Annotated in this window: 30 protein-coding genes and 1 tRNA gene; 1 reads left to right on the plus strand and 30 read right to left on the minus strand. The window is 64.0% G+C overall.

Features of this window, described 5'->3' with window-relative positions; all coding sequences use genetic code 11:
* Positions 1-24: 24 nt before the first annotated feature.
* The 10 genes from CX676_RS09890 to CX676_RS09935 form a co-directional block, all read right to left on the minus strand.
* Positions 25-810: a TIM barrel protein gene (locus tag CX676_RS09890; protein ID WP_101752468.1), complete on the minus strand. Its 786-nt coding sequence runs from the start codon at positions 808-810 to the stop codon at positions 25-27.
* A 10-nt stretch (positions 811-820) separates the two neighbouring features.
* Complete coding sequence (locus CX676_RS09895) at positions 821-1,831, minus strand: Gfo/Idh/MocA family protein (RefSeq protein WP_101752469.1); 1,011 nt, start codon at positions 1,829-1,831, stop codon at positions 821-823.
* Positions 1,828-2,733, minus strand: coding sequence for a sugar phosphate isomerase/epimerase family protein (locus CX676_RS09900; RefSeq protein ID WP_101752470.1), 906 nt, complete (start codon positions 2,731-2,733; stop codon positions 1,828-1,830). The genes CX676_RS09895 and CX676_RS09900 overlap by 4 nt, the downstream gene beginning before the upstream one ends.
* A 33-nt stretch (positions 2,734-2,766) precedes the next feature.
* Positions 2,767-3,546 carry an ATP-binding cassette domain-containing protein gene (locus tag CX676_RS09905; protein WP_101752471.1) on the minus strand — a complete coding sequence of 260 codons (780 nt, stop codon included), beginning with the start codon at positions 3,544-3,546 and terminating at the stop codon, positions 2,767-2,769.
* A gap of 12 nt (positions 3,547-3,558) precedes the next feature.
* Positions 3,559-4,635 carry an ABC transporter permease gene (locus CX676_RS09910; RefSeq protein WP_101752472.1) on the minus strand — a complete coding sequence of 359 codons (1,077 nt, stop codon included), beginning with the start codon at positions 4,633-4,635 and terminating at the stop codon, positions 3,559-3,561.
* 76 nt (positions 4,636-4,711) lie between these two features.
* Positions 4,712-5,656, minus strand: coding sequence for a sugar ABC transporter substrate-binding protein (locus CX676_RS09915; protein WP_101752473.1), 945 nt, complete (start codon positions 5,654-5,656; stop codon positions 4,712-4,714).
* 261 nt (positions 5,657-5,917) lie between these two features.
* Positions 5,918-6,949, minus strand: coding sequence for a LacI family DNA-binding transcriptional regulator (locus CX676_RS09920; RefSeq protein ID WP_101752474.1), 1,032 nt, complete (start codon positions 6,947-6,949; stop codon positions 5,918-5,920).
* A gap of 71 nt (positions 6,950-7,020) precedes the next feature.
* A complete protein-coding gene (locus tag CX676_RS09925) occupies positions 7,021-8,193 on the minus strand; it encodes a Gfo/Idh/MocA family protein (RefSeq protein ID WP_198590170.1) in 1,173 nt (390 codons plus the stop codon).
* 80 nt (positions 8,194-8,273) lie between these two features.
* Positions 8,274-8,349 (minus strand) — tRNA-Thr (locus tag CX676_RS09930).
* 4 nt (positions 8,350-8,353) lie between these two features.
* On the minus strand, positions 8,354-10,075 hold the full coding sequence (locus CX676_RS09935; RefSeq protein ID WP_101752476.1) for an ABC transporter permease: 1,722 nt from the start codon (positions 10,073-10,075) through the stop codon (positions 8,354-8,356).
* Between the two features lie 88 nt (positions 10,076-10,163).
* Between CX676_RS09935 and CX676_RS09940 the strand changes: the two genes are divergently transcribed.
* The gene (locus CX676_RS09940; protein WP_101752477.1) at positions 10,164-11,039 is read left to right on the plus strand and encodes a hypothetical protein; all 876 of its coding nucleotides are present in this window, start codon (positions 10,164-10,166) and stop codon (positions 11,037-11,039) included.
* Positions 11,040-11,057: 18 nt separating this feature from the next.
* On the opposite strand, the gene CX676_RS09945 is transcribed toward CX676_RS09940, so the two are convergent.
* From CX676_RS09945 to rplC, 20 genes are all read right to left on the minus strand, one after another.
* Positions 11,058-11,351, minus strand: a complete 294-nt coding sequence (locus tag CX676_RS09945) for a hypothetical protein (protein ID WP_101752478.1) — start codon at positions 11,349-11,351, stop codon at positions 11,058-11,060.
* Between the two features lie 159 nt (positions 11,352-11,510).
* Positions 11,511-11,699 (minus strand): 50S ribosomal protein L30, encoded by a 189-nt coding sequence (gene rpmD, locus CX676_RS09950; RefSeq protein ID WP_101752479.1) that lies wholly within the window; start codon positions 11,697-11,699, stop codon positions 11,511-11,513.
* 12 nt (positions 11,700-11,711) lie between these two features.
* The gene (gene rpsE, locus CX676_RS09955) at positions 11,712-12,278 is read right to left on the minus strand and encodes a 30S ribosomal protein S5 (protein ID WP_101752480.1); all 567 of its coding nucleotides are present in this window, start codon (positions 12,276-12,278) and stop codon (positions 11,712-11,714) included.
* A gap of 113 nt (positions 12,279-12,391) precedes the next feature.
* Positions 12,392-12,751 carry a 50S ribosomal protein L18 gene (rplR, locus tag CX676_RS09960; RefSeq protein ID WP_101752481.1) on the minus strand — a complete coding sequence of 120 codons (360 nt, stop codon included), beginning with the start codon at positions 12,749-12,751 and terminating at the stop codon, positions 12,392-12,394.
* Positions 12,752-12,762: 11 nt separating this feature from the next.
* Positions 12,763-13,296 carry a 50S ribosomal protein L6 gene (gene rplF / locus CX676_RS09965; protein WP_101752482.1) on the minus strand — a complete coding sequence of 178 codons (534 nt, stop codon included), beginning with the start codon at positions 13,294-13,296 and terminating at the stop codon, positions 12,763-12,765.
* 10 nt (positions 13,297-13,306) lie between these two features.
* A complete protein-coding gene (gene rpsH, locus CX676_RS09970) occupies positions 13,307-13,705 on the minus strand; it encodes a 30S ribosomal protein S8 (protein WP_198590171.1) in 399 nt (132 codons plus the stop codon).
* Positions 13,706-13,715: 10 nt separating this feature from the next.
* The gene (rpsN, locus tag CX676_RS09975; protein WP_101752483.1) at positions 13,716-14,021 is read right to left on the minus strand and encodes a 30S ribosomal protein S14; all 306 of its coding nucleotides are present in this window, start codon (positions 14,019-14,021) and stop codon (positions 13,716-13,718) included.
* 19 nt (positions 14,022-14,040) lie between these two features.
* A complete protein-coding gene (rplE, locus tag CX676_RS09980; protein WP_101752484.1) occupies positions 14,041-14,601 on the minus strand; it encodes a 50S ribosomal protein L5 in 561 nt (186 codons plus the stop codon).
* Positions 14,601-14,909: a 50S ribosomal protein L24 gene (gene rplX / locus CX676_RS09985; protein ID WP_101752485.1), complete on the minus strand. Its 309-nt coding sequence runs from the start codon at positions 14,907-14,909 to the stop codon at positions 14,601-14,603. The genes rplE and rplX overlap by 1 nt, the downstream gene beginning before the upstream one ends.
* Complete coding sequence (gene rplN / locus CX676_RS09990) at positions 14,909-15,277, minus strand: 50S ribosomal protein L14 (RefSeq protein ID WP_090746457.1); 369 nt, start codon at positions 15,275-15,277, stop codon at positions 14,909-14,911. The genes rplX and rplN overlap by 1 nt, the downstream gene beginning before the upstream one ends.
* Before the next feature lie 72 nt (positions 15,278-15,349).
* A complete protein-coding gene (rpsQ, locus tag CX676_RS09995; RefSeq protein WP_101752486.1) occupies positions 15,350-15,595 on the minus strand; it encodes a 30S ribosomal protein S17 in 246 nt (81 codons plus the stop codon).
* Between the two features lie 10 nt (positions 15,596-15,605).
* On the minus strand, positions 15,606-15,812 hold the full coding sequence (gene rpmC, locus CX676_RS10000; RefSeq protein ID WP_101752487.1) for a 50S ribosomal protein L29: 207 nt from the start codon (positions 15,810-15,812) through the stop codon (positions 15,606-15,608).
* A 202-nt stretch (positions 15,813-16,014) separates the two neighbouring features.
* On the minus strand, positions 16,015-16,428 hold the full coding sequence (gene rplP / locus CX676_RS10005; RefSeq protein WP_101752488.1) for a 50S ribosomal protein L16: 414 nt from the start codon (positions 16,426-16,428) through the stop codon (positions 16,015-16,017).
* A gap of 12 nt (positions 16,429-16,440) precedes the next feature.
* Positions 16,441-17,151 carry a 30S ribosomal protein S3 gene (gene rpsC, locus CX676_RS10010; RefSeq protein ID WP_101752489.1) on the minus strand — a complete coding sequence of 237 codons (711 nt, stop codon included), beginning with the start codon at positions 17,149-17,151 and terminating at the stop codon, positions 16,441-16,443.
* On the minus strand, positions 17,151-17,531 hold the full coding sequence (gene rplV / locus CX676_RS10015; protein ID WP_101459500.1) for a 50S ribosomal protein L22: 381 nt from the start codon (positions 17,529-17,531) through the stop codon (positions 17,151-17,153). Before rplV ends, rpsC begins: the two co-directional genes overlap by 1 nt.
* A gap of 5 nt (positions 17,532-17,536) precedes the next feature.
* Positions 17,537-17,815 (minus strand): 30S ribosomal protein S19, encoded by a 279-nt coding sequence (gene rpsS, locus CX676_RS10020; RefSeq protein WP_101752490.1) that lies wholly within the window; start codon positions 17,813-17,815, stop codon positions 17,537-17,539.
* A 3-nt stretch (positions 17,816-17,818) separates the two neighbouring features.
* Entirely contained in the window at positions 17,819-18,658 is an 840-nt protein-coding gene (gene rplB, locus CX676_RS10025) for a 50S ribosomal protein L2 (RefSeq protein WP_101752491.1), read from the minus strand.
* A gap of 114 nt (positions 18,659-18,772) precedes the next feature.
* Complete coding sequence (locus tag CX676_RS10030; protein ID WP_101752492.1) at positions 18,773-19,069, minus strand: 50S ribosomal protein L23; 297 nt, start codon at positions 19,067-19,069, stop codon at positions 18,773-18,775.
* The gene (gene rplD / locus CX676_RS10035) at positions 19,066-19,686 is read right to left on the minus strand and encodes a 50S ribosomal protein L4 (protein ID WP_101752493.1); all 621 of its coding nucleotides are present in this window, start codon (positions 19,684-19,686) and stop codon (positions 19,066-19,068) included. The genes CX676_RS10030 and rplD overlap by 4 nt, the downstream gene beginning before the upstream one ends.
* Positions 19,683-20,594: a 50S ribosomal protein L3 gene (gene rplC, locus CX676_RS10040; protein WP_101752494.1), complete on the minus strand. Its 912-nt coding sequence runs from the start codon at positions 20,592-20,594 to the stop codon at positions 19,683-19,685. Before rplC ends, rplD begins: the two co-directional genes overlap by 4 nt.

The following is a 20,594-nucleotide window of genomic DNA, read 5'->3' on the forward strand; positions in this document are numbered from 1 at the left end:
ATTCTGCCCCTTCCTGCCCGCCAGTCAGACGACCTTCACCAGATGCGCAATGCTGGCGCGCAGCGCCGCCTCGGGATCGGTCAGCGCATGGATCTCAGGCGCGAAGGGTTCAAAGCTGAACGGCCCCTCGTAATCCCCGTCGATCAGCGCGCGGACCTGGCCGGCATTGTCCAGCCGGTCCTCGCCATCGATCAGCACCCGGTGCTCGTCCAGCATCTCGGCCACCGCCAACGCCGGATCGGTCACGCCCGAGACATGCACCAGCCCGGTGCGATGCGGATAGATCTGCACTTCGCCGGACAGATGGTGGTGGAAGGTGTCATGCAGCAACCGATAGGTGCCGTCATCGCCCGCCTCGGTGATCGCAGCAATGGCCTCGGCCTTGGTGCGCAGCGAACTGACGGGAAAGCCCAGAGGCTCGACCAGCCCGGTCAACCCGCGAGTGGTCAGGATCGGTTTCATCGCGTCCAACGCCTCGACTACCCGCGAATGCGCGACCTTGCGGCCATCGTTCAGCGGGCACATGACCAGCGCCCCTGCCCCGCAGGCGCTCGCATAATCGGCCATCCGTTCGGCCCGCTCGGGCAGGTCGCCGGACCAGAGGTTGAAGGGATAGAGGGCGTTGATCGTCAGGATCGTCACGCCGGCGGCCTCGGCGGCTGCCTTCACCCGATCCGGCGCGATGGTTCCCACAACGTCGGGCAGGTCATTCCGGATCTCGACCTCGGTCACGCCAAGACTGCGGGCCATGGCAAAGAACTTCTCGACCGACAGGCCGGGCGCAGCGATATGGTTCATGGCAAAGCGCATGGCGATCCCCTTACCCGTACATCGCCGGACGCGCCGGCAGGTCGATGGCGATGGTGGTGCCCTCGGCCTCCTGCGCGGCGACGCAGGCATCCGAGGTGACGGCCGCGACATAGCCATCCCAGGCGGTCGGACCGGCGGCGGTGCCAGCGCTGGCTGCGCGGATGAAATCCGTCAGCTCGTAATCATAGCTGTCGATGAAACGGTCCTTCCAGTCCATCAGGATCGGCTGACCAAGCGTGGCGTTCAGCCGGGTCTGGATGCCCATCGGCTCGGGCAGGCGGGCAATGCCCTCCTCGCCCACAACCTCGCACTGGATGTCATAGCCGTAACGGGAGTTGACGAAGATCTCGACATCGATGACCACGCCCTTCGCGGTCTGCAGGATCACCACCTGCGGATCGCGCAGCGCCTCGTGTGCATGGGGCGATTTGCGCGGGAACAGCACCTGCGCGCTGACATAGTCGTCATCCAGAAGCCAGCGCAGCACGTCGATCTCGTGGATCAGCGTGTCATGGATCGCCATCGGGGTGACATAGGCATTGCCGACGCGCGGGTTGCGATGCGCGGCATGGACCATCAGCGGCGCGCCGGTCTGGCTGTCGACCGCGCGCTTCAGCGCCCGGTAGCCGGGATCATAGCGGCGCATGAAGCCCACCTGCACCAGCCGCTTGCCGGCAGCCACCTCGGCATCGACGATGCGGCGCGCGCCCTCGGCGGTGGTGGCCAACGGTTTCTCGCAGAAGCAGGGTTTCCCGGCGGCGATGGTCGCCAGCACGTATTCCTCGTGCGTCTGGCCCCAGGAACAGACCAGCACCGCATCGATGCCGGCATCCGCGATCAGCGCGTTCGGATCGTCGAAGATCGTGGCGCCGGGGGCATAATCGGCCACGCATTTTTCCGCGTTGGCGCGGTTCACGTCATTCACCGCCACGACGCGGGCACCTGCCAGCACCTGGTTGATCCGCCGCGTGTGGTCCTGCCCGATGGCGCCGGTCCCGATGACACCGATATTCAAACTCATGTCTTGCCCCAGTATTGATCGACATAGCGTTGCATTTCGTCCCGCATGAAGCGGCTCGACTTGTCGGCCCGATCCTCCCACGCGAAGACGCAGGCGGTCATGATGCCGTCAAAGCCGATCTCGGCCAGCGTGCCGAAGAAATCGTCCCAGGGCACCTCGCCCTGCCCGATATCCAGATGCTGATGCACCCGCGCCTGCGTGCCCGGCGGGTTCAGGATATAGCGCAGGCCCGAGCTGGCCTTGTGGTTGAAGGTATCGCCGACATGGACATGGGCCAGCACATCGGCGGCCTCGCGCAGCATCAGTGCCGTGTCATCGCCGAAATAGAAGGTATGGGGCGCGCAGTAGAGGAATTTCACCCGCTTCGAATTCACGGTGCGGATGATGTCCAGCGCCGGTTGCAGGGTTTCGCACCAATCCTCGGGATGCGGCTCGATATGGAGGTTGATCCCCTCGGCCTCGAAGATCGGGACAAGCTCCTCCATCGACCGCCACCAGGCATCCTCGCAGGTCTCGATCATCGACCCGGTATGGCAGCAATAGCAGCTGCCTTTGTCGGGATGCGGTCCGCGGCCGAATTCGCTGTTCATCGTATCGACGCCCAGTTCCACGGCAATGTGGATGGCGCGTTTCCAGTGTCGGACGGCGGCCTGACGTTCGACCTCGTCATTACTGGCCCACCGATACATCGGCAGCAGGCTGGCAATGCCGACATTGGCGTCACGCAAGGCGCGCTTGAAGCCCTTCACCCGCTCGGGGAACACCCGTGGCGCCTTGAACCATTCGAGGAAATCCCCGCGCGGGCTAAGCTCGATCCAGTCATAGCCCAGTTCGGCGACTTTCGAGGGCAGCGCCTCCAGGGGCAGATGCCGGTGCATGAAGGGGTCGAGCGCGATTTTCATGGGGTTCTCGGAAGCCTCTGGAATGGGAAGGGGTCAGGCGGCGCCGGCATAGTCGGCCCCGGTCTTGGCGCCGGTGATATAGGCCACGACATCCTGCGGATCGGTCTCCTGCACCGCCAAGTTGGCGCAGATGCGACCACGGCGGAACACCACGATGCGGTCCACCAGGTCAAAGACCTGCCGCATGTTGTGGCTGATGAGGATCAGCGATTCCCCCTGCTGCTTCAGCGTGCGGATGATGTTCTCGACCTGCGCGGTTTCCTGTACGCCAAGCGCGGCCGTCGGCTCGTCCATGATCGTCAGTTTTGACGCAAAGGCCGCCGTCCGGGCGATCGCCACGCATTGTCGCTGGCCGCCCGACATGTTGCGGATGGTGTTGTTGATATTGGGGATCTTCACCCCGGTCTTCTGCAAGCCCCGCATGGTCGCCTCGCGCATGGCGCGGCGGTCGAGGATCGAGAAGGGGCCAAGGTTGAACAGGATCTTCTCGCGCCCAAGGAACATGTTCGACGGCACGTCCAGGTCATCGGCCAGCGCGAGGTTCTGGAACACCGTCTCGATCCCCGCCTCGCGCGCCTCGAGCGGGCCGGCGAAATGCACCGGCCTGCCATCGAAGATCACATCGCCCCGCGTGCGCTGCTCGACCGCGGTGATCTGGCGCACGAAGGTCGATTTGCCGGCGCCGTTATCGCCCATGATGGCGACATGCTCGCCCTTGCGCAGGATGAAATCGGCCGCCTCCAGCGCGTGAACACCGCCGTAATGCTTGGTCAGGTCGCGGGTTTCCAGAACGATGTCCTGATCGGTGGTCATGATCCTGTCCCCCTACATCCGTGCCGCGGCACGCCGCTGGCGCCACTGGTCCAGCACCACCGCGCCAACGATGATCACGCCCTTCACCATCTCCTGGTAATAGGCGTCGAGCTTGAGAAAGGTGAAACCCGAGATGATGACGCCAAAGATCAGCGCCCCCAGCACGGTGCCAAGGATCGAGCCGCGCCCGCCCTGCAGCGAGATGCCCCCGATCACCGCCATGGCGATGGCATCCAGCTCATACATCACGCCCATGCCGGCCTGCGCGGTCAGGTTCTTGGAACTCAGCACGATGGCGGCGACGGCGGCCAGTAGCCCGGCGATGGTATAGACCATGACCTTGTGGCGGGCGACCTTGATGCCCGACATTCGCGCGGCATCCTCGTTCGAGCCGATGGCATAGGTGTGCTTGCCGTAGACCGTGTATTTCAGGATCAGGTGAAACAGGATGGCGAGGACGATGAAGATGAAGACCGGCATCATTCCCTTGCCGATGGCGGCATAGCTGTCGGTCGGGAACGAGATCGGCTGGCCCTTTGACCACCATTTCGCCAGCCCGCGGGCCGAGACCATCATCCCCAGCGTGGCGATGAAGGGCGGGATGCGGGTATAGGCGACCAGCATGCCGTTGATGCAGCCCGCGACAAAGCCACAGAGCAACCCGACAAGGATCGGCACGATCACCGGCAGGTCCACCCAGCCCTGCGCGCCGAACATGGCCTTGGGGTTCGGATTGCCGTTGACCAGCCCGACCTGCGCAAAGCTCATCGCGATCATCGCCGTCGCGCCGACGATCGAGCCGGAACTGAGGTCGATGCCGCCGGTGATGATGACCTGCGTCACCCCCAGCGCGATGATGCCGATAATGGCGACCTGCAGGATGATGATCTTCAGCCGCTGCTCGTTGAACAGCGTGTCGACGTTCTCGCGGGTGTTGAAGAGGAAGCTGTCATGCATGAACAGCCGCCCGAGGATCTCGAAGATCGCGACGATGGCGATCAGGGCGATGAAGACGCTCATCTCTGGCGGCCAGGAGCGTTTCGAGGAATCGAAGCTCAGTCCACCGATCCCGTGGGACGTGTCCGACATGCCGGCTGGTCCTTTCCACTGTCTCAGGATGGGCGCGCGACGTTGGCCGCGCGCCGGATGATCAGAGGGGCGGGCCTCAGTTCTTGGCCATGTAGTCGCCGATATTGGCCGGCGTCACGAGTTCGAAGGGGATGTAGACCTTCTGCTCGACCGCCTCGCCCTTGGACAGCTTCAGCGCCGCGTCCAGCGCGCCGGCACCCTGCCCGGCGGCGTTCTGGAACACCGTCACGTCCAGATCGCCCGCCGACATCGCCTGCAGCGCGTCCTGCGTGGCATCGACCCCGCCGACGACAACCTCTCCCATGTCCAGCCCGGCCGCCTTCATCGCCTGGATCGCGCCGATGGCCATCTCGTCATTGTTCGAGATCAGCGCGTCGAACGCCTCGCCCGAGCTGAGCCAGTTGGTCATCAGGTTCTGCGCCTCGTCGCGCGACCAGTTGGCGGTCTGCTCGTCCACCACCTCCAGCGTCACCTCGCAATCGCCCGAGGCCATCACGTCCTTGATGTCCTGCGTGCGCTGCACGGCGGCCTGGTTCGACAGCTCGCCCATCATGATATAGATCTTGGCCGGGTTCTTGCCCTTCTCACCCAGCAGCCGGCAGACCTCCTTGGTCTCCAGCGTGCCGGATTCACGCTCGTCCGAGGCAACGAAAGCCTGGTTGTCGGGCAGCGTGTCGACGTTGACCGGCTCGCGGTTCACATAGACCAGCGGCACACCGGCGGCCTCGGCCGCAGCCGACATGGCCTCGGTGGCCGAGGTGTCGACCGGGTTCACGATGATCGCGTCCACGCCAGAGGCGATGAAGTTGTTGATCTGGTCAAGCTGCTTGGCCACGTCGTTCTGGGCATCCTCGACCTGCAGATCGACCCCCTCCATGCCCTTGGCCGTCTCGATCATGCCGTTGCGCAGCACGGTCAGGAAATTGTCGTCGAACAGCGCCATCGAAACACCAATGCTCTCGGCCGATGCCCCGCCCGCCATCGACGCGACGAACGCGGTCGAGATCAGGAATTTCTTCATGCTAGTTCCTCCACTGTCGGCCCATCCCGGGGCCTTGTTCTCAGTTGCAGGCTTGCCAATCCGATCAGCCGGACACTGACATCCGCCCCGCAAAAATCGCGGGTCTGGCAGGATGCGTGCTGGCAGAACCTCCCTTGTGGACGCGCCTCCCTGCGCTTCCGTGCCAAAGGATTCCCGATCTGGCCCCCCGCGGTCAACGGCGCAGATCATCTGATCCCATCATCCCTGATGGAAAACGACGCCAATAATGATGGAAACCCATCAGACCAGCGACTCGGGCGTCCACAGGTCAAAGGGCAGGAAGCGCTGGCCGGGTGTCTCGGCCATGCCGTTCTGCACCGTGCCGATCATCATCGGCACAAGCTCGTTGCAAAGCGCGGCCAGCGGCGTGCCCATGACGATCGAGACCGTCCGGTCCAGCAGTGCCTGCCGGGTCTCGTCGGTCAGCTCGTTCACGATCAGCGTTACCCCTCCCGCAGGCCGCAGCTCGCGCAGGGCCGCAATCGCACCCTCCATGCCGCCGCCCGCGCAATAGATGCCGACCAGATCGGGATGGGTCTCGATCATCTCGACCGTCGCCTCGTAGGTCAGTTGCCGGGTCTCGAGATTGATCTGTGGGTTCAACAGGTCGAAGCCCGGCCCGTATTCACGCAGGGCGCTGCGAAAGCCGGTCTCGCGCAATTCATGCCCGTGAAAGCGATGCCCGCCCAGGAAGATACCCACCCGACCCGGCTTGTCGGCCAGCTTCGACATCAGCCAACCCACCGCGCGTCCGACCTTCAAGTTATTGAGGCCGATATAGTTTTCCCGCACGCCTTGGGCGAAATCCGAGAGCATCGAAGAGGTCGGAATACCCCGCGCCCTCAGATTGCTGACCGCTGCCGTCACCTCGTGATGATCGAGCCCGGTGGCGGCAACGGCATGAACCTTGCCCGCCATCCCGTTCAGCAGTTCGGCCAGTTCGCCGGGCATGGTGGTTTCGGCGAACTGGATCGTCGGGCGCAGGCGATAGCCGGTTTCGGCCATCATGCGCTGTTCGATCAGCGCCGCGAAATTGCGATAGAAGGCATGGCGCGGCTTTTGCAGGATGATTCCGAATTGCAGCTCGGGCCGGTCGGCCAGAATGCGGCTGTGGATGGCATTGGCGCCGTGATAGCCAATCCGCCGCGCCGCCTCGTGCACCTTGAGCGCGGTCTCGCCGCGCACTTTCAGTCGCCCGTTCAGCACCCGGTCGACCGTCGCCACGCTGACGCCGGCAGCCTCGGCCAGATCGGCAATGGTGACGCGCGCCATGATCGTAATCCCTCACAGTCGTGAGTGAATTACATCACAGCCGGATCGAATCGCAAGCTCGACGGCGGCGATCAGCGGTAATCGATCCAGACGCCGCCCTTGTCGGCCGAGCGGACGCAATGCTCGACCCAGCGGACCCCGGCGATCCCGGCGCTGACATCGGGATAGCGGATGCCGGCAAGCCGCGCGTGGTCACCCTGCTGCGCCGCCTCGATGGCGCAGGCGATGCGTTCGTACATGGTCGCCCAGCTTTCAAACAGGCCCTCGGGATGGCCGCCGCCGATGCGGTCATCGGCCAGCGCCTCGGGGTGCAGATAGGGCATGCCACGCTCCAGCACCTGCGCCGGCTGGCCCTGCACCTCCAGCCGCAGCTGGTTCGGAAACTCGTCCCACCATTCCAGCGAGGCCTGCTCGCCCACGATCCGCAGCTTCTGGCTGTGCATCGCCCCGGCATTCACGGCCGAGGTCCAAAGCGTGCCGAAGGCCCCGCACCCGTAGTCCATCAACACCATGGCATTGTCTTCCAGCGGTGCGCGCGAGGCGACGAAGCTTTGCCTTGCGCAAAGCAACCGGCGGATCTTCAGATCGGGGCAGATCACCTGCGACAGGTACAGCGGATGCGTCGCCAGATCGCCCAGCACATAGGACGGACCGGCGAAGGTCGGATCGACACGCCAGCGGATCGCCGGGTTCAGGTCTTCGACCGGGGCCGAGTGAAAGCCATGGGCAAAGGTCATGTTGACCAGCCTTACCTTGCCAAGCGCGCCACTGGCGACCAGTGCCCGGGCCTGCTCGATGGTCTGGTAGAAGCCATAGCCATAGGTGACGCCGACGATCAGCCCGCGCAGCTGCGCGATGTTGCGCAACTCCTCGGCCTCGGCACTTGTGAAGGTCAGGGGCTTCTCGCAGATCACATGCAGCCCGGCCTGCAACGCCGCCCTGGTGATCGGGTAATGGGTGTTGTTGGGCGTGGCGATGGTGACGACCTCGACCCCGTCGGGCCGCGCGGCCTCGCCCGCCAGCAGCGCACCGTAATCCGCATAGGCGCGGTCATGCGCGATGCCCAGTTCAGCCGCGAAGGACCGCCCGCGTTCCGGGTTCAGGTCCAGCGCCCCGGCCTGCAGATCGAAATAGCGGTCCCGCAGCGCGGCTGATCTGTGGATATAGCCAATCTGGCTGCCCTGACCGCCACCGATCATTCCCCAGCGGAGCGCCCGCCCGGTCTTGCGCCTGCCGTCGATCATCTCGTCCCTCGCCCACGCCATGACGCGCGCAGCATGTCGCGGATCGCAGATTCCCGCCAGAGCGAAGCGAAGGAGGAAGCTGGTGCCGGTTGCAGGAATCGAACCCGCGACCTTCTGATTACAAATCAGCTGCTCTACCTGCTGAGCTAAACCGGCCTTGTCACTGGGCCTCGGGGGCCGCCGACCCTGCTGCGATAGCGCGAGACGGGCCACGACGCAAGCCAAGGTTCGCCCGCGCCAGAAGCGCCACGGCGACGAGGCCGACGCCGACGACCAGCAGCGCGGCGGGCGAGGCATTGCCCAGGTCCTCGAGGCTGGCCTTTTCATGCACCCGCGTCGCCAGCGTCTCGTAGTTGAAGGGCCGCAGCAGCAGCGTGGCGGGCAGTTCCTTGGTGCAATCGACGAACACCAGCAGCAGTGCCGAGCCGACCGAGCCCTTCATCAGCGGCAGCAGCACATCGCGCAGCACCCCGCGCGCATCGCGCCCCAGCGAGCGCGCGGCCATGGGCAGCGAGGGCGGGATGCGGGTGAACGCGCCGTCCACCGCCCCCTGCGCGATGGCAAAGAAGCGCACGATATAGGCAAGGATGATGGCAAAGCCGGTGCCGGTCATCATCAGCCCCGGATCGGTGCCGGTCAGCGCCAGCCAGGCATCGGCCACGCGGTGATCCAGCGCCGCCAGCGGGATCAGGATGCCCACCGCCAGCACCGCGCCCGGTGCGGCATAGCCGATGGTTGTGATCGGCAGAAGCAGACGCGGCAGGCGCCGGTTCGACAGCCGGACGCCATAGACCATGACCAGCGCCAGCAGCACCGCCAGCACCGAGGCCGCCGCGCCAAGCGACAGGGTGTGCCACAGCGCGCTGCCCAGACCCGGCGTCAGCCAGCCCTGCGGATAGGACAGCGCATAGCGCCCGATGATCGCCACCGGCATGACGAAGCCGAGGACAAAGGGAATGGCGCAGGCGATGAAGGCGGCCCAACCCTTCAGCCCGGACAACCGCTGCCGGATGATCGGGCGGCTGTGCCGCGCGCTCTGGTGATAGCGGGCATGGCTGCGGCTGACGCGCTCCCACACCGCCAGAAGCGCGATGATCAGCAGAATGACGCAGGCGATCTGCGCCGCCCCCCCGGCATTGCGGGCCTCGAGCCAAGTGGTGAAGATGCCGGTGTTCAGCGTCTGGATGCCGAAATAGCTGACGACGCCGTAATCGGCGACGCTCTCCATCATGGCGATGGCCGAACCGGCGACAATCGCCGGGCGTGCGAGCGGCAGGCCGACGCGCCAGAACAGCCGCCACGGGCCGGTGCCGAGGGCGCGGGCGACCTCGTAGGCGCCGGCGGATTGTTCATGCAACGCGGCGCGGGTCAGCAGGTAGACATAGGGATAGAGCGCCGCCGACAGGACCAGTACCGCCGCCCAACGCGAATGGATCGCCGGGAACCAGTAATCCCGGGCCGAGGTCCAGCCAAAGGCCTCGCGCAGGGCAATCTGCACCGGGCCGGAATAGTCGAGGAAATCAGACAGCGCATAGGCGCCGATATAGGCCGGCACCGCCAGCGGCAGCAGCAACAGCCATTCCAGCCCCCGCCGCCCCGGGAAATCGAAGATCGAAACCAACCAGGCCGCGCCCGTGCCCATCGCCGCCGACAGAAGCCCGGTGCCAAGCGCGAGGATCAGCGTGTTGAGCCCATAGCGCGGCAGGGTGGTCGAAACGAGATGCGGCCAGATGTTCTCGCTGGGGAACAGCGCCATCCAGCCCACCGCCAGAACCGGCATCAGCACCAGCGCCGCGATCAGCACCGAAGCCGCCGACCAGCCCCAGCCGCTGCCATGCCGCAGGGACTCGGAGCCGGTTGGGTTTCGCGGGTGTCTGGCCATGCGGGCGGGTTACAGCAAAGCGGTTTCCCTGTCCACGAATGCTGGCTAATGTACCGCAAAAGTTGAGCAATCGGGCAGGCAGGGCAGGATGCAGATCGTCTATCACATGCGTGTACACGGCACCGACGATGACCGCATGGTCAAGTCGCTGCTGATGAACCGCGACTGGCTGCATCAGAACGATACCGAGGTGCTGACGCCGAACCGCCTGCGCGGGGTGCTTGATGAATCGCTCGCGGCGCTGCAGGGCGGCAGCGCGACCCCGGCGATGGAACAGATCATGCTGGACGCGATCCTGGAAAGCGATCATCCCGAGCGGGTGATCTGCTCGATCCCCGGCTTTATCGGCGCCATGTCCAAGGTGGTGGCACCCGAGGGCCTCTATCCCGCGGCGCCCGCCCGTATGGCCGCGATGGCGAACCTGTTTCCAAGCAGCGAGACCGAGTTCTTCCTGGCGCTGAAGAACCCGGTTACGCTGCTGCAGGCGCTTTACACGCTGACGCCCGGGCGCAGTTACGACCAGGTGATGCAGGGCATCGACCTTTCCACGCTGCGATGGGCGCCGACGGTCCGGCGCATGGTGCAAAGCCTGCAGGGCCGGCGGCTGGTTCTCTGGCGCAACGAGGACGGGCCGCTGGTCTGGCCCGAGATCGTTCGGCTGGTGGCGCAGATGCCGATCGAGGCGCCGCTGAAGGAAGGCCTGGCACCGGTCTACGACCTGCTCAGCGATGCCGGGCGCGACAGCCTTGCCAAGGCCATGGCAGAGCGCGACCAGCTGTCGATCGCCGCCCGCCGCGATCTGTGCATTGCGCACCTGGCGCAGCACGCGCTGTCCGGCCGGGTCGAGGAGATCGTCACCCTGCCCGGCTGGACGCAGGAGATGGTCGACGAGATGACCCGCCAGTATCACGCCGACATCGCCGAGATCGCCGTCCTTCCCGGTGTCGAATTCCTGATGCCCTGACGCCCGGCCCCGCCCTGCTCAGCAGCGCCCGGAGAAGCCGAGGCCACCGCCGGAAACGGGCTGGATATCGATGGCGCGCGGCCGCTTGCCGCCGCATTCCATGCTGGCCGCTTGTGCCTGCACTTCCTCGCGGGTCCAGGCCGAGCCGGCGCGACCGCGGAAATTGCCGCCGCCCATGGTGTCGATGGTCAACTCGTTCGGTTGTGGCTGGCCCGGGGTAACCTGCACCGGCGGTCGCTGCGCGGTCGTTGTGGGCGCGGCGCAGCCCGTCAGCACGGCCAGCGCGCCGAGGGCGGTGATCGTCATTTTCATTACTCGTCTCTCCCCGTCTGCCTCATGGGGCCGAGGTTCCCTTGCCGGGCCTCACGGGTCAAGCGGTGATCTGCGCCATGCGCTTCCGGCGCACGACACAGCAAAACGCCCCGGCCTTGCGGTCGGGGCGTTTCGTATTCCGAAAGTAGCGGGCTGGGATCAGCCGCGCTCTTCGATGATGACGGCCAGATGCGGGATCTTGGCGACCATGCCGCGGATCGCAGGGGTGTCCTGCAACTCGCGGGTCCGGTTCATCTTGTTCAGCCCGAGGCCTTTCAGCGTCTCGCGCTGGATGGCGGGGCGGCGGATCGGCGAGCCGATCTGCTTCACGACGATGGTTTTAGCCATTGCAGCCTCTCCTTACGCTTCGACAGCGGCGTCAGCCGGCTTGTCGTTGGTGCCCAGGATGTCAGCCACTTTCTTGCCGCGACGCTGCGCAACCGAACGGGGGCTGGCTTCGGCTTTCAGGCCGTCCAGCGTGGCGCGGATCATGTTGTAGGGGTTCTGCGACCCCAGCGACTTGGCCACGACGTCCTGAACGCCCAGCATCTCGAACACGGCGCGCATCGGACCACCGGCGATGATCCCGGTACCCGGAACGGCGGTGCGCATCACCACGCGGCCCGCACCATGGCGGCCCTCGATGTCGTGATGCAGAGTCCGGCCGTCGCGCAGCGGCACGCGAACCATGTTGCGCTTGGCCTGCTCGGTCGCCTTGCGGATCGCCTCGGGGACCTCTTTGGCCTTGCCCTTGCCGAAGCCGACGCGACCGCGCTGGTCACCGACAACCACGAGAGCCGCAAAGCCAAAGCGCTTGCCGCCCTTCACGGTTTTCGACACGCGGTTGATCGCGACCAGACGATCGGCGAATTCCGGGGTTTCCTCGCGCTCTTCGCGGCGGCCCCGACGGTTTTCACGTTCTGCCATAAGGCATTCCTTCTTATCTGGCGCATCAACCGCGCCGTAAATGTCAATCCAGGTGGGTCACCCGCATGGGCAACCCCCGGATCATCGGGGTGGCGAAACCGCCACCCGCAGGATCAGAACTTCAGACCGCCTTCGCGGGCTGCGTCGGCCAAAGCCTTGACCTTGCCGTGGAACAGGAAACCGCCGCGGTCGAAGTAGACTTCTTCCACGCCGGCCTTCTTGGCCCGCTCGGCAATCGCCGCGCCGATCTTGGCAGCGGCTTCGACGTTGTTCGTGCCCACCAGACCGAAGTCCTTCTCGAGCGTGCTGGCCGAGGCCAGGGTCACGCCACGAGCATCGTCGATCAGCTGAACGCTGATGTTCTTCGACGACCGGTGAACCGACAGACGCGGGCGGCCATTGGCCTCGGCCCGCAGTTTGTTCCGCACGCGCAGGCGGCGCTTCTGGAACAGCTCTTGCTTTTTCAGTGCCATTTTCGCGCCCCTTACTTCTTCTTGCCTTCTTTGCGGAAGACATACTCGCCCTTGTAGCGAATGCCTTTGCCCTTGTAGGGCTCGGGCTGACGCCACTCGCGGATGTTCGCGGCGACCTGGCCGACCAGCTGCTGGTCGATGCCTTCCACCACGATCTCGGTCTGCTTCGGCGCGGTGATCGTCACGCCCTCGGGCGTTTCGAAATTCACCTCGTGGCTGTAACCCAGCGACAGCTTCAGGGTCTTGCCCTGCATCGCGGCGCGGTAACCCACACCCTGGATCTCCAGCTCGCGCTTGAAGCCTTCCGACACGCCCGTCGCGAGGTTCGACACCATGCTGCGGGTCATGCCCCACTGCTGGCGCGCGCGCTTGCTGAGGCCGCGCGGCTTCACCGAAACGGCACCCTCTTCCAGCACCAGATCGACATCGTCGGTCGCGGTGAAGGAACGCGAGCCCTTCGGACCCTTGACCTCGATGGTCTGGCCCTTGATTTCCGCCGTCACGCCCTTGGGCAGTTCGACCGGTTTCTTACCAATACGAGACATCCTGCCCTCCTTAGAATACGGTGCAGAGGACTTCGCCGCCAACATTGGCGTTGCGAGCCGCTGCATCCGACATCACGCCTTTCGGCGTCGAGACGATGGAGACGCCCAGGCCCTGACGGACCTGCGGGATTTCCGTGGCGCCGGCATAGACGCGACGACCGGGCTTCGAGACCCGAGCCAACTCGCGGATGACCGGAGTGCCGTCGTGGTACTTCAGGCCGATTTCCAGCTCTTTGTGGCCCTCGGGCGTGGTCACTTCTTCATAACCACGGATGTAGCCTTCGGATTTCAGCACATCCAGAACCCAGGCGCGCAGTTTCGAGGCGGGCGTACGGACGGTCGATTTGCCGCGCATCTGCGAGTTGCGGATACGGGTCAGCATATCGCCGAGAGGATCGTTCATGTTCATTTTCGCCCCCTTACCAGCTGGATTTCACCAGGCCGGGGATCTTGCCGTTCGAGCCGAGCTCGCGCAGCATGATCCGCGACAGTTTCAGTTTGCGGTAATACGCATGCGGACGACCGGTCAGTTGGCACCGGTTGTGCAGGCGCGTGGCCGAGCTGTTGCGCGGCAGTTCCGCGAGCTTCAGCGAGGCCTTGAAACGCTCTTCCATCGGAAGGTCCTGGTTGCGGACGATTTCGTTCAGGGCAGCGCGCTTGGCGGCGTATTTCTGGACCAGCTTCTCGCGCTTCACTTCGCGCTCGATCATGGATTTCTTAGCCATATCTTCTTTCCCTCCGCGATCAGCTGTTGAACGGCATGTTGAAAGCCTTCAACAGCGACTTCGCTTCCGCGTCGGTCTTCGCGGTGGTGCAGATGATGATGTCCATCCCCAGAACTTCGTCGACCTTGTCGAAGTTGATTTCCGGGAACACGATCTGTTCCTTCAGGCCCATGGCATAGTTGCCGCGGCCGTCGAAGGAGGTGCCTTTCACGCCGCGGAAGTCGCGGACGCGGGGCAGCGCGATGTTGATCAGGCGATCGAGGAATTCATACATCCGGTCGCCGCGCAGGGTGACCTTGGCGCCAAGCGGCATTTCCTCGCGAACGCGGAAGCCGGCGATCGAGTTCTTCGCCTTGGTGATGACAGCCTTCTGGCCAGCGATCAGCGACAGTTCTTCTGCGCCCTGCTTGACCTTCTTGGTGTCTTTCACGGCTTCGCCGATGCCCATGTTCAGGACGATCTTGTCCAGACGCGGGATCTGCATGTCGTTCTTGTAGCCGAATTCTTCTTTCAGCGCGGCCCGGATCTGCTCGCGGAACAGCGTTTTCAGACGCGGCGTGTATTTGGATTGGTCCAGCATCAGATCACGTCTCCCGTGGTCTTGGCGAAACGGACCTTGCTGCCGTCTTCTTCCAGGCGGAAGCCGACGCGGGTCGCTTTGCCGTTCTTGTCCAGCAGCGACAGGTTCGACAGGTCGATCGGCATCGCGACCGGCACACGGCCACCCTGGCTGGACTGGGTTTGCTTGCGGTGACGGATGGCGATGTTCACGCCATCAACCACGGCCTTGTTCTCTTTCGGGAACACGGCGGTGATTTCACCCTGACGGCCCTTGTCCTTGCCGGCAAGGACGACGACCTTGTCACCTTTTTTCAGCTTGGCAGCCATCACAGCACCTCCGGAGCGAGCGAGATGATCTTCATGAAGTTCTTCGCACGCAGCTCGCGCACGACCGGCCCGAAAATACGGGTGCCGACCGGTTCGCCCTGGTTGTTCAGGATGACGGCGGCGTTGCGGTCGAAGCGGATCGAAGTGCCGTCTTCACGGGTGACTTCTTTGGCGGTGCGCACGACGACGGCCTTGCGGACGTCACCTTTCTTCACGCGACCGCGCGGGATGGCTTCCTTGACGGACACGACAATGATGTCGCCCACCGACGCATAGCGACGGTGCGAACCACCCAGGACCTTGATGCACTGAACTCGGCGAGCGCCGGAGTTGTCAGCAACATCCAGATTGGTCTGCATCTGGATCATTTGGTTACTCCCGACCTTTGGGGACTTACTCTTACAGCCCCAGGGTTTCGATCAAACTGGATCAGGAAGCGCTCAGGACTGAGCAGCTTCCTCCGTCAGAACGGTCCAGCGTTTCGTCTTCGAGATCGGCGCGCATTCGATGATGCGAACGGTGTCACCGATCTTGAACTGGTTGTCCGCGTCATGCGCCCGGTATTTCTTGGACGAACGGACGATCTTGTGCAGCACCGGATGCTTGAAGCGACGCTCGACCAGGACCGTGACGGTCTGCTCGTTCTTGTCGCTGGTCACCGTGCCTTGCAGGATGCGTTTGGGCATGGCGGCCTCCTTACTGCTGGGCGGCCGCGTCGGCGGCCTTCTGGTTCAGAATGGTTTTCACCCGCGCGACGTCACGACGGACGGCACGCATACGGGCGGTCGATTCGATCTGGCCGGTGGCCTGCTGGAAGCGAAGGTTGAACGCTTCCTTTTTCAGCGCGATCAGCTGGTCTTTCAGCTGGTCGGGCGTCTTGTCTTTCAGTTCCTGCGCTTTCATGCGCCTCGTCCTTTCAACATCACCGGAGAGCCCCGGTCATACCGGGCCACCCTGATTCCGGTGGAGTTTCGTGATGAAGGCCTGCCCATACCCCCCAAAGGCCAGTCTTGCAAGGGGTTTTCGGGCCGATCCTCCGGAAAAGCCTGACCCCGCCAGTTGCCCGGCGGGGTCTTTCGTTGCCTGCGCTGTCAGCGCAAGATTCTTACCAGTCAGCGCGCTCGACGATGCGGCACTTGATCGGCAGTTTCATCGCACCGAGGCGCAGGGCCTCGCGGGCGACGGTGTCGTTCACGCCGTCGATCTCGAACATGATCCGGCCCGGGTGGACGCGGGCAGCCCAGAAATCGACCGAGCCCTTGCCTTTACCCATCCGCACTTCCGTCGGCTTGCCGGTGACCGGCAGGTCCGGGAAAATCCGGATCCAGACCCGGCCCTGACGCTTCATGTGGCGGGTGATCGCGCGGCGGGCCGCTTCGATCTGGCGGGCGGTGACGCGCTCGGGTTCGGTGGCCTTCAGGGCGTAATGGCCGAAGTTCAGGTCGAAACCGCCCTTCGCCTCGCCGTGGATCCGGCCCTTGAACTGTTTGCGGAACTTCGTCCGTTTCGGTTGCAGCATTGTATCTACTCCTTACCGGGCGTCGCGACGCGGGCCACGGGGCGCCGGACCTTCCTGGGCCTCGGCGGCCTTGCGGTCGCGAGCCTGCGGATCATGTTCCATGATCTCGCCTTTGAAGATCCAGACCTTCACGCCGATGATCCCATAGGGGGTCGTGGCTTCGGACAGCGCATAGTCGATGTCGGCGCGCAGCGTATGCAGCGGCACGCGGCCCTCGCGGTACCATTCGGTCCGCGCGATCTCCGCACCACCCAGACGACCGGCGACGTTCACCCGGATACCCAGGGCGCCCATGCGCATGGCGTTCTGCACGGCACGCTTCATCGCGCGGCGGAACGAGACCCGACGCTCGAGCTGCTGGGCGATCGACTCGGCCACCAGCTGGGCGTCCAGCTCGGGCTTGCGCACTTCGACGATGTTCAGGTGCAGTTCCGAATCGGTGAACTTTGCGACTTTCTTGCGCAGAGTCTCGATGTCGGCGCCCTTCTTGCCGATGATGACGCCCGGACGCGCTGCGTGAATGGTCACGCGGCACTTCTTGTGCGGACGCTCGATGATGACGCGGCTGATGCCGGCCTGCTTGGCTTCTTTGTGGATGAAGTCCCGAATCTTCAGGTCTTCCAGCAGCAGATTGCCGTAATCCTTGTCATCCGCATACCAGCGGCTGTCCCAGGTGCGGTTGACCTGGAGGCGCATCCCGATGGGGTTAACCTTCTGACCCATTACGCTTGCTCCTCGACTTGACGCACCTTGATGGTGATTTCCGAAAACGGCTTCATGATCTTGCCATAGCGGCCACGTGCCCGCGGACGGCCACGCTTCATCACCAGGTTCTTGCCGACCCAGGCTTCGGCGACGATCAGGCTGTCGACGTCGAGACCGTGGTTGTTTTCAGCGTTGGCGATGGCCGACTGAAGGCATTTCTTCACGTCGCCGGCGATGCGCTTGTGCGAGAAGGTGAGGTCGGCCAGGGCCTTGTCAACCTTCTTGCCGCGGATCAGCTGAGCCACGAGGTTCAGCTTCTGCGGCGAGGTGCGCAGCATCTTCGTTTTCGCGAAGGCTTCGTTCTCCGCCACGCGGCGCGGATTGTTTTCCTTACCCATGACGATTACTTCCTCTTGGCTTTCTTGTCCGCCGCGTGACCGTAATAGGTGCGCGTGGGCGAATATTCACCGAATTTCTGGCCGATCATCTCTTCCGACACGTTGACCGGAATGTGCTTGTGACCGTTGTAGACCCCGAAGGTCAGGCCAACGAATTGCGGCAGGATGGTCGAGCGACGCGACCAGATCTTGATAACGTCCGACTTGCCCGCCTCGCGAGCTTTCTCGGCCTTGCGAAGCACATATGCGTCGACAAAAGGCCCCTTCCAAACAGAACGTGCCATTGATTAACGCCCCTTCTTCTTCGCGTGACGCGACCGCAGGATGTACTTGTCGGTCGCCTTGTTCGAGCGAGTCTTCTTGCCCTTGGTGTCCTTACCCCAGGGCGTGACCGGCGTACGGCCACCCGAGGTACGACCCTCACCACCACCATGCGGGTGATCGATCGGGTTCATGGCGACACCACGGACCGAGGGACGGATGCCCTTGTGGCGGTTCCGGCCGGCTTTACCGAGGTTCTGGTTCGAGTGGTCGGCATTCGACACAGCGCCGATCGAGGCGATGCATTCCTGGCGGACCAGGCGCAGTTCACCCGAGCTCAGGCGGATCTGGGCATAGCCACCGTCACGGCCGACGAACTGGGCATAGGTGCCAGCCGAACGGGCGATCTGGCCACCCTTGCCGGGCTTCAGCTCGACGTTGTGGACGATGGTACCGATCGGCATGCCGCTGAAGGGCATGGCGTTACCGGGCTTCACGTCGACCTTGGCGCCGGCGATGACGCTGTCACCCACGGCCAGACGCTGCGGCGCGAGGATATAGGCCTGCTCGCCGTCTTCGTACTTCACCAGCGCGATGAAGGCGGTGCGGTTGGGATCGTATTCGATCCGCTCGACCGTGGCGGCCACGTCGAACTTGTTGCGCTTGAAATCGACGATGCGATACAGGCGCTTTGCCCCGCCGCCCTGGCGGCGCATGGTGATCCGTCCGGTGTTGTTCCGACCGCCCTTCTTGGTCAAACCCTCGGTGAGGGATTTGACCGGACGCCCTTTCCAAAGCTCCGAACGGTCGATCAGAACCAGCCCACGCTGGCCAGGCGTCGTCGGTTTATACGACTTCAATGCCATCTTTCTGTCTTCCGTTGCTTTGGACCTGCCCCACGTTCTCGAAGCAAGGGTCCGTTTCAGTCAAAAGTCACGCGGCCCCCGTTTTCACAGGGGCCGCAAATCAGCGGCTACCTATCAGAGTCCCGTCGAGACGTCGATGGTGTTGCCTTCTTCCAGCGTCACATAGGCTTTCTTGACGTCGCTGCGGACACCTTTGATGCCCTTGAAGCGCTTGGTCTTGCCCTTGGTGATGGTGGTGTTGACCGCCTTCACCTTCACACCGAACAGCGCCTCGACCGCAGATTTGATCTCGGGTTTGCTGGCCGACTTGGCGACCTGGAAGACAACGCCGTTGTTGTCCGAGGTCATGGTGGCCTTTTCGGTGATGATCGGCTTGACGATCACGTCGTAATGTTCAGCTTTCGCGCTCATTTCAGACGAGCCTCCAGAGCTTCGACGCCCGCCCGCGTGATCACCAGCGTGTCGCGCTTCAGGATGTCATACACGTTTGCGCCCATCGACGGCAGCACATCGACGCCCTCGACATTGCGGGCGGCGCGGGCAAAGCCCTCGTTCACTTCCGCACCATCGATGATCAGGACGCGCTTCCAGCCGTTCTCGCGAACTGCCTTGGCGACGACCGAGGTCTTGGCATTGGCCAGATCGAGATTGTCGATGATGACCAGCTCGCCCGCGGTGGCCTTGGCCGACAGCGCGTGCTTCAGACCCAGAGCCCGGACCTTCTTGGGCAGGTCAAAGGCGTGGCTGCGCGGGGTCGGGCCCTTGTAGACACCACCCTTGCGGAAGATCGGCGCCTTGCGCGACCCGTGGCGAGCGCCGCCGGTGCCCTTCTGGCGATAGATCTTCTTGGTCGAGTAGCTGACCTCGGACTTGCCCAGCACCGAGTGCGTCCCGGCCTGTGCCTTGGCGTGCTGCCAGCGCACGACGCGCTGCAGCAGGTCGCCGCGCGGCTCGAGCCCGAAGATCTCGTCGCTGAGATCGATCGAACCGGCTTTGCCGGTTTCCAGCTTGATCACATCGAGTTTCATTTATCTTCTCCTTCCGGAGCATCGCCTTTGGCCGCGTCATCGGCTTTGTCGGCAGCCGGATCGGCATTCGGATCTGCAGCTTCCTTGTCGGCAGCGATCGAGGCTTCGGCCTCGGCCAGCGCCGCAGCTTCCTGCTCGGCGGCCAGACGGGCGGCTTCCTCGCGGGCGGCTTCTTCCTCGGCGGCAGCAGCGGCAGCAGCTTCCTCGGCCAGGCGCTTGGCTTCGGCAGCAGCCGATTTCAGCGCGGCGGGATAGATCAGGTTCTCGGGCGTCGCTTTCTTCACGGCGTCCTTGACGGTGACCCAGCCACCTTTCGAACCCGGAACCGAACCCTTGACCATGATCAGGCCACGGTCAGCGTCGGTGCGAACAACCTGCAGGTTCTGCGTGGTGACGCGAACGGCACCCAGGTGACCCGCCATCTTCTTGCCCTTGAACACCTTGCCGGGGTCCTGGCACTGGCCGGTCGAACCGTGCGAACGGTGGCTGATCGACACGCCGTGCGAGGCGCGCAGACCACCGAAGTTGTGGCGCTTCATCGCACCGGCGAAACCCTTACCGATCGAGGTGCCGGCGATGTCCACGAACTGACCGGCGAAGTAATGGTCAGCGGTGATCTCTTCACCAACCTTGATCAGGTTTTCTTCGGCGACGCGGAATTCCGCGATCTTGCGCTTGGGCGCGACCGAGGCTTTCGCGAAATGGCCACGCAGCGCCGCAGTGGTGCGCTTGGCCTTGGCTTCACCAGCGCCCAGCTGGACGGCGGTATAGCCGTCACGCTCGATGGTGCGCTGATCAACGACTTGCAGACCGTCCAGTTGCAGGACGGTGACGGGGACCTGACGGCCGTCTTCCAGGAACAGCCGGGTCATGCCCAGCTTCTTGGCGATAATACCGGTACGCAGCAT

The sequence above is a fragment of the Paracoccus zhejiangensis genome, from assembly GCF_002847445.1.
In the GTDB taxonomy this organism is placed as follows: domain Bacteria; phylum Pseudomonadota; class Alphaproteobacteria; order Rhodobacterales; family Rhodobacteraceae; genus Paracoccus; species Paracoccus zhejiangensis.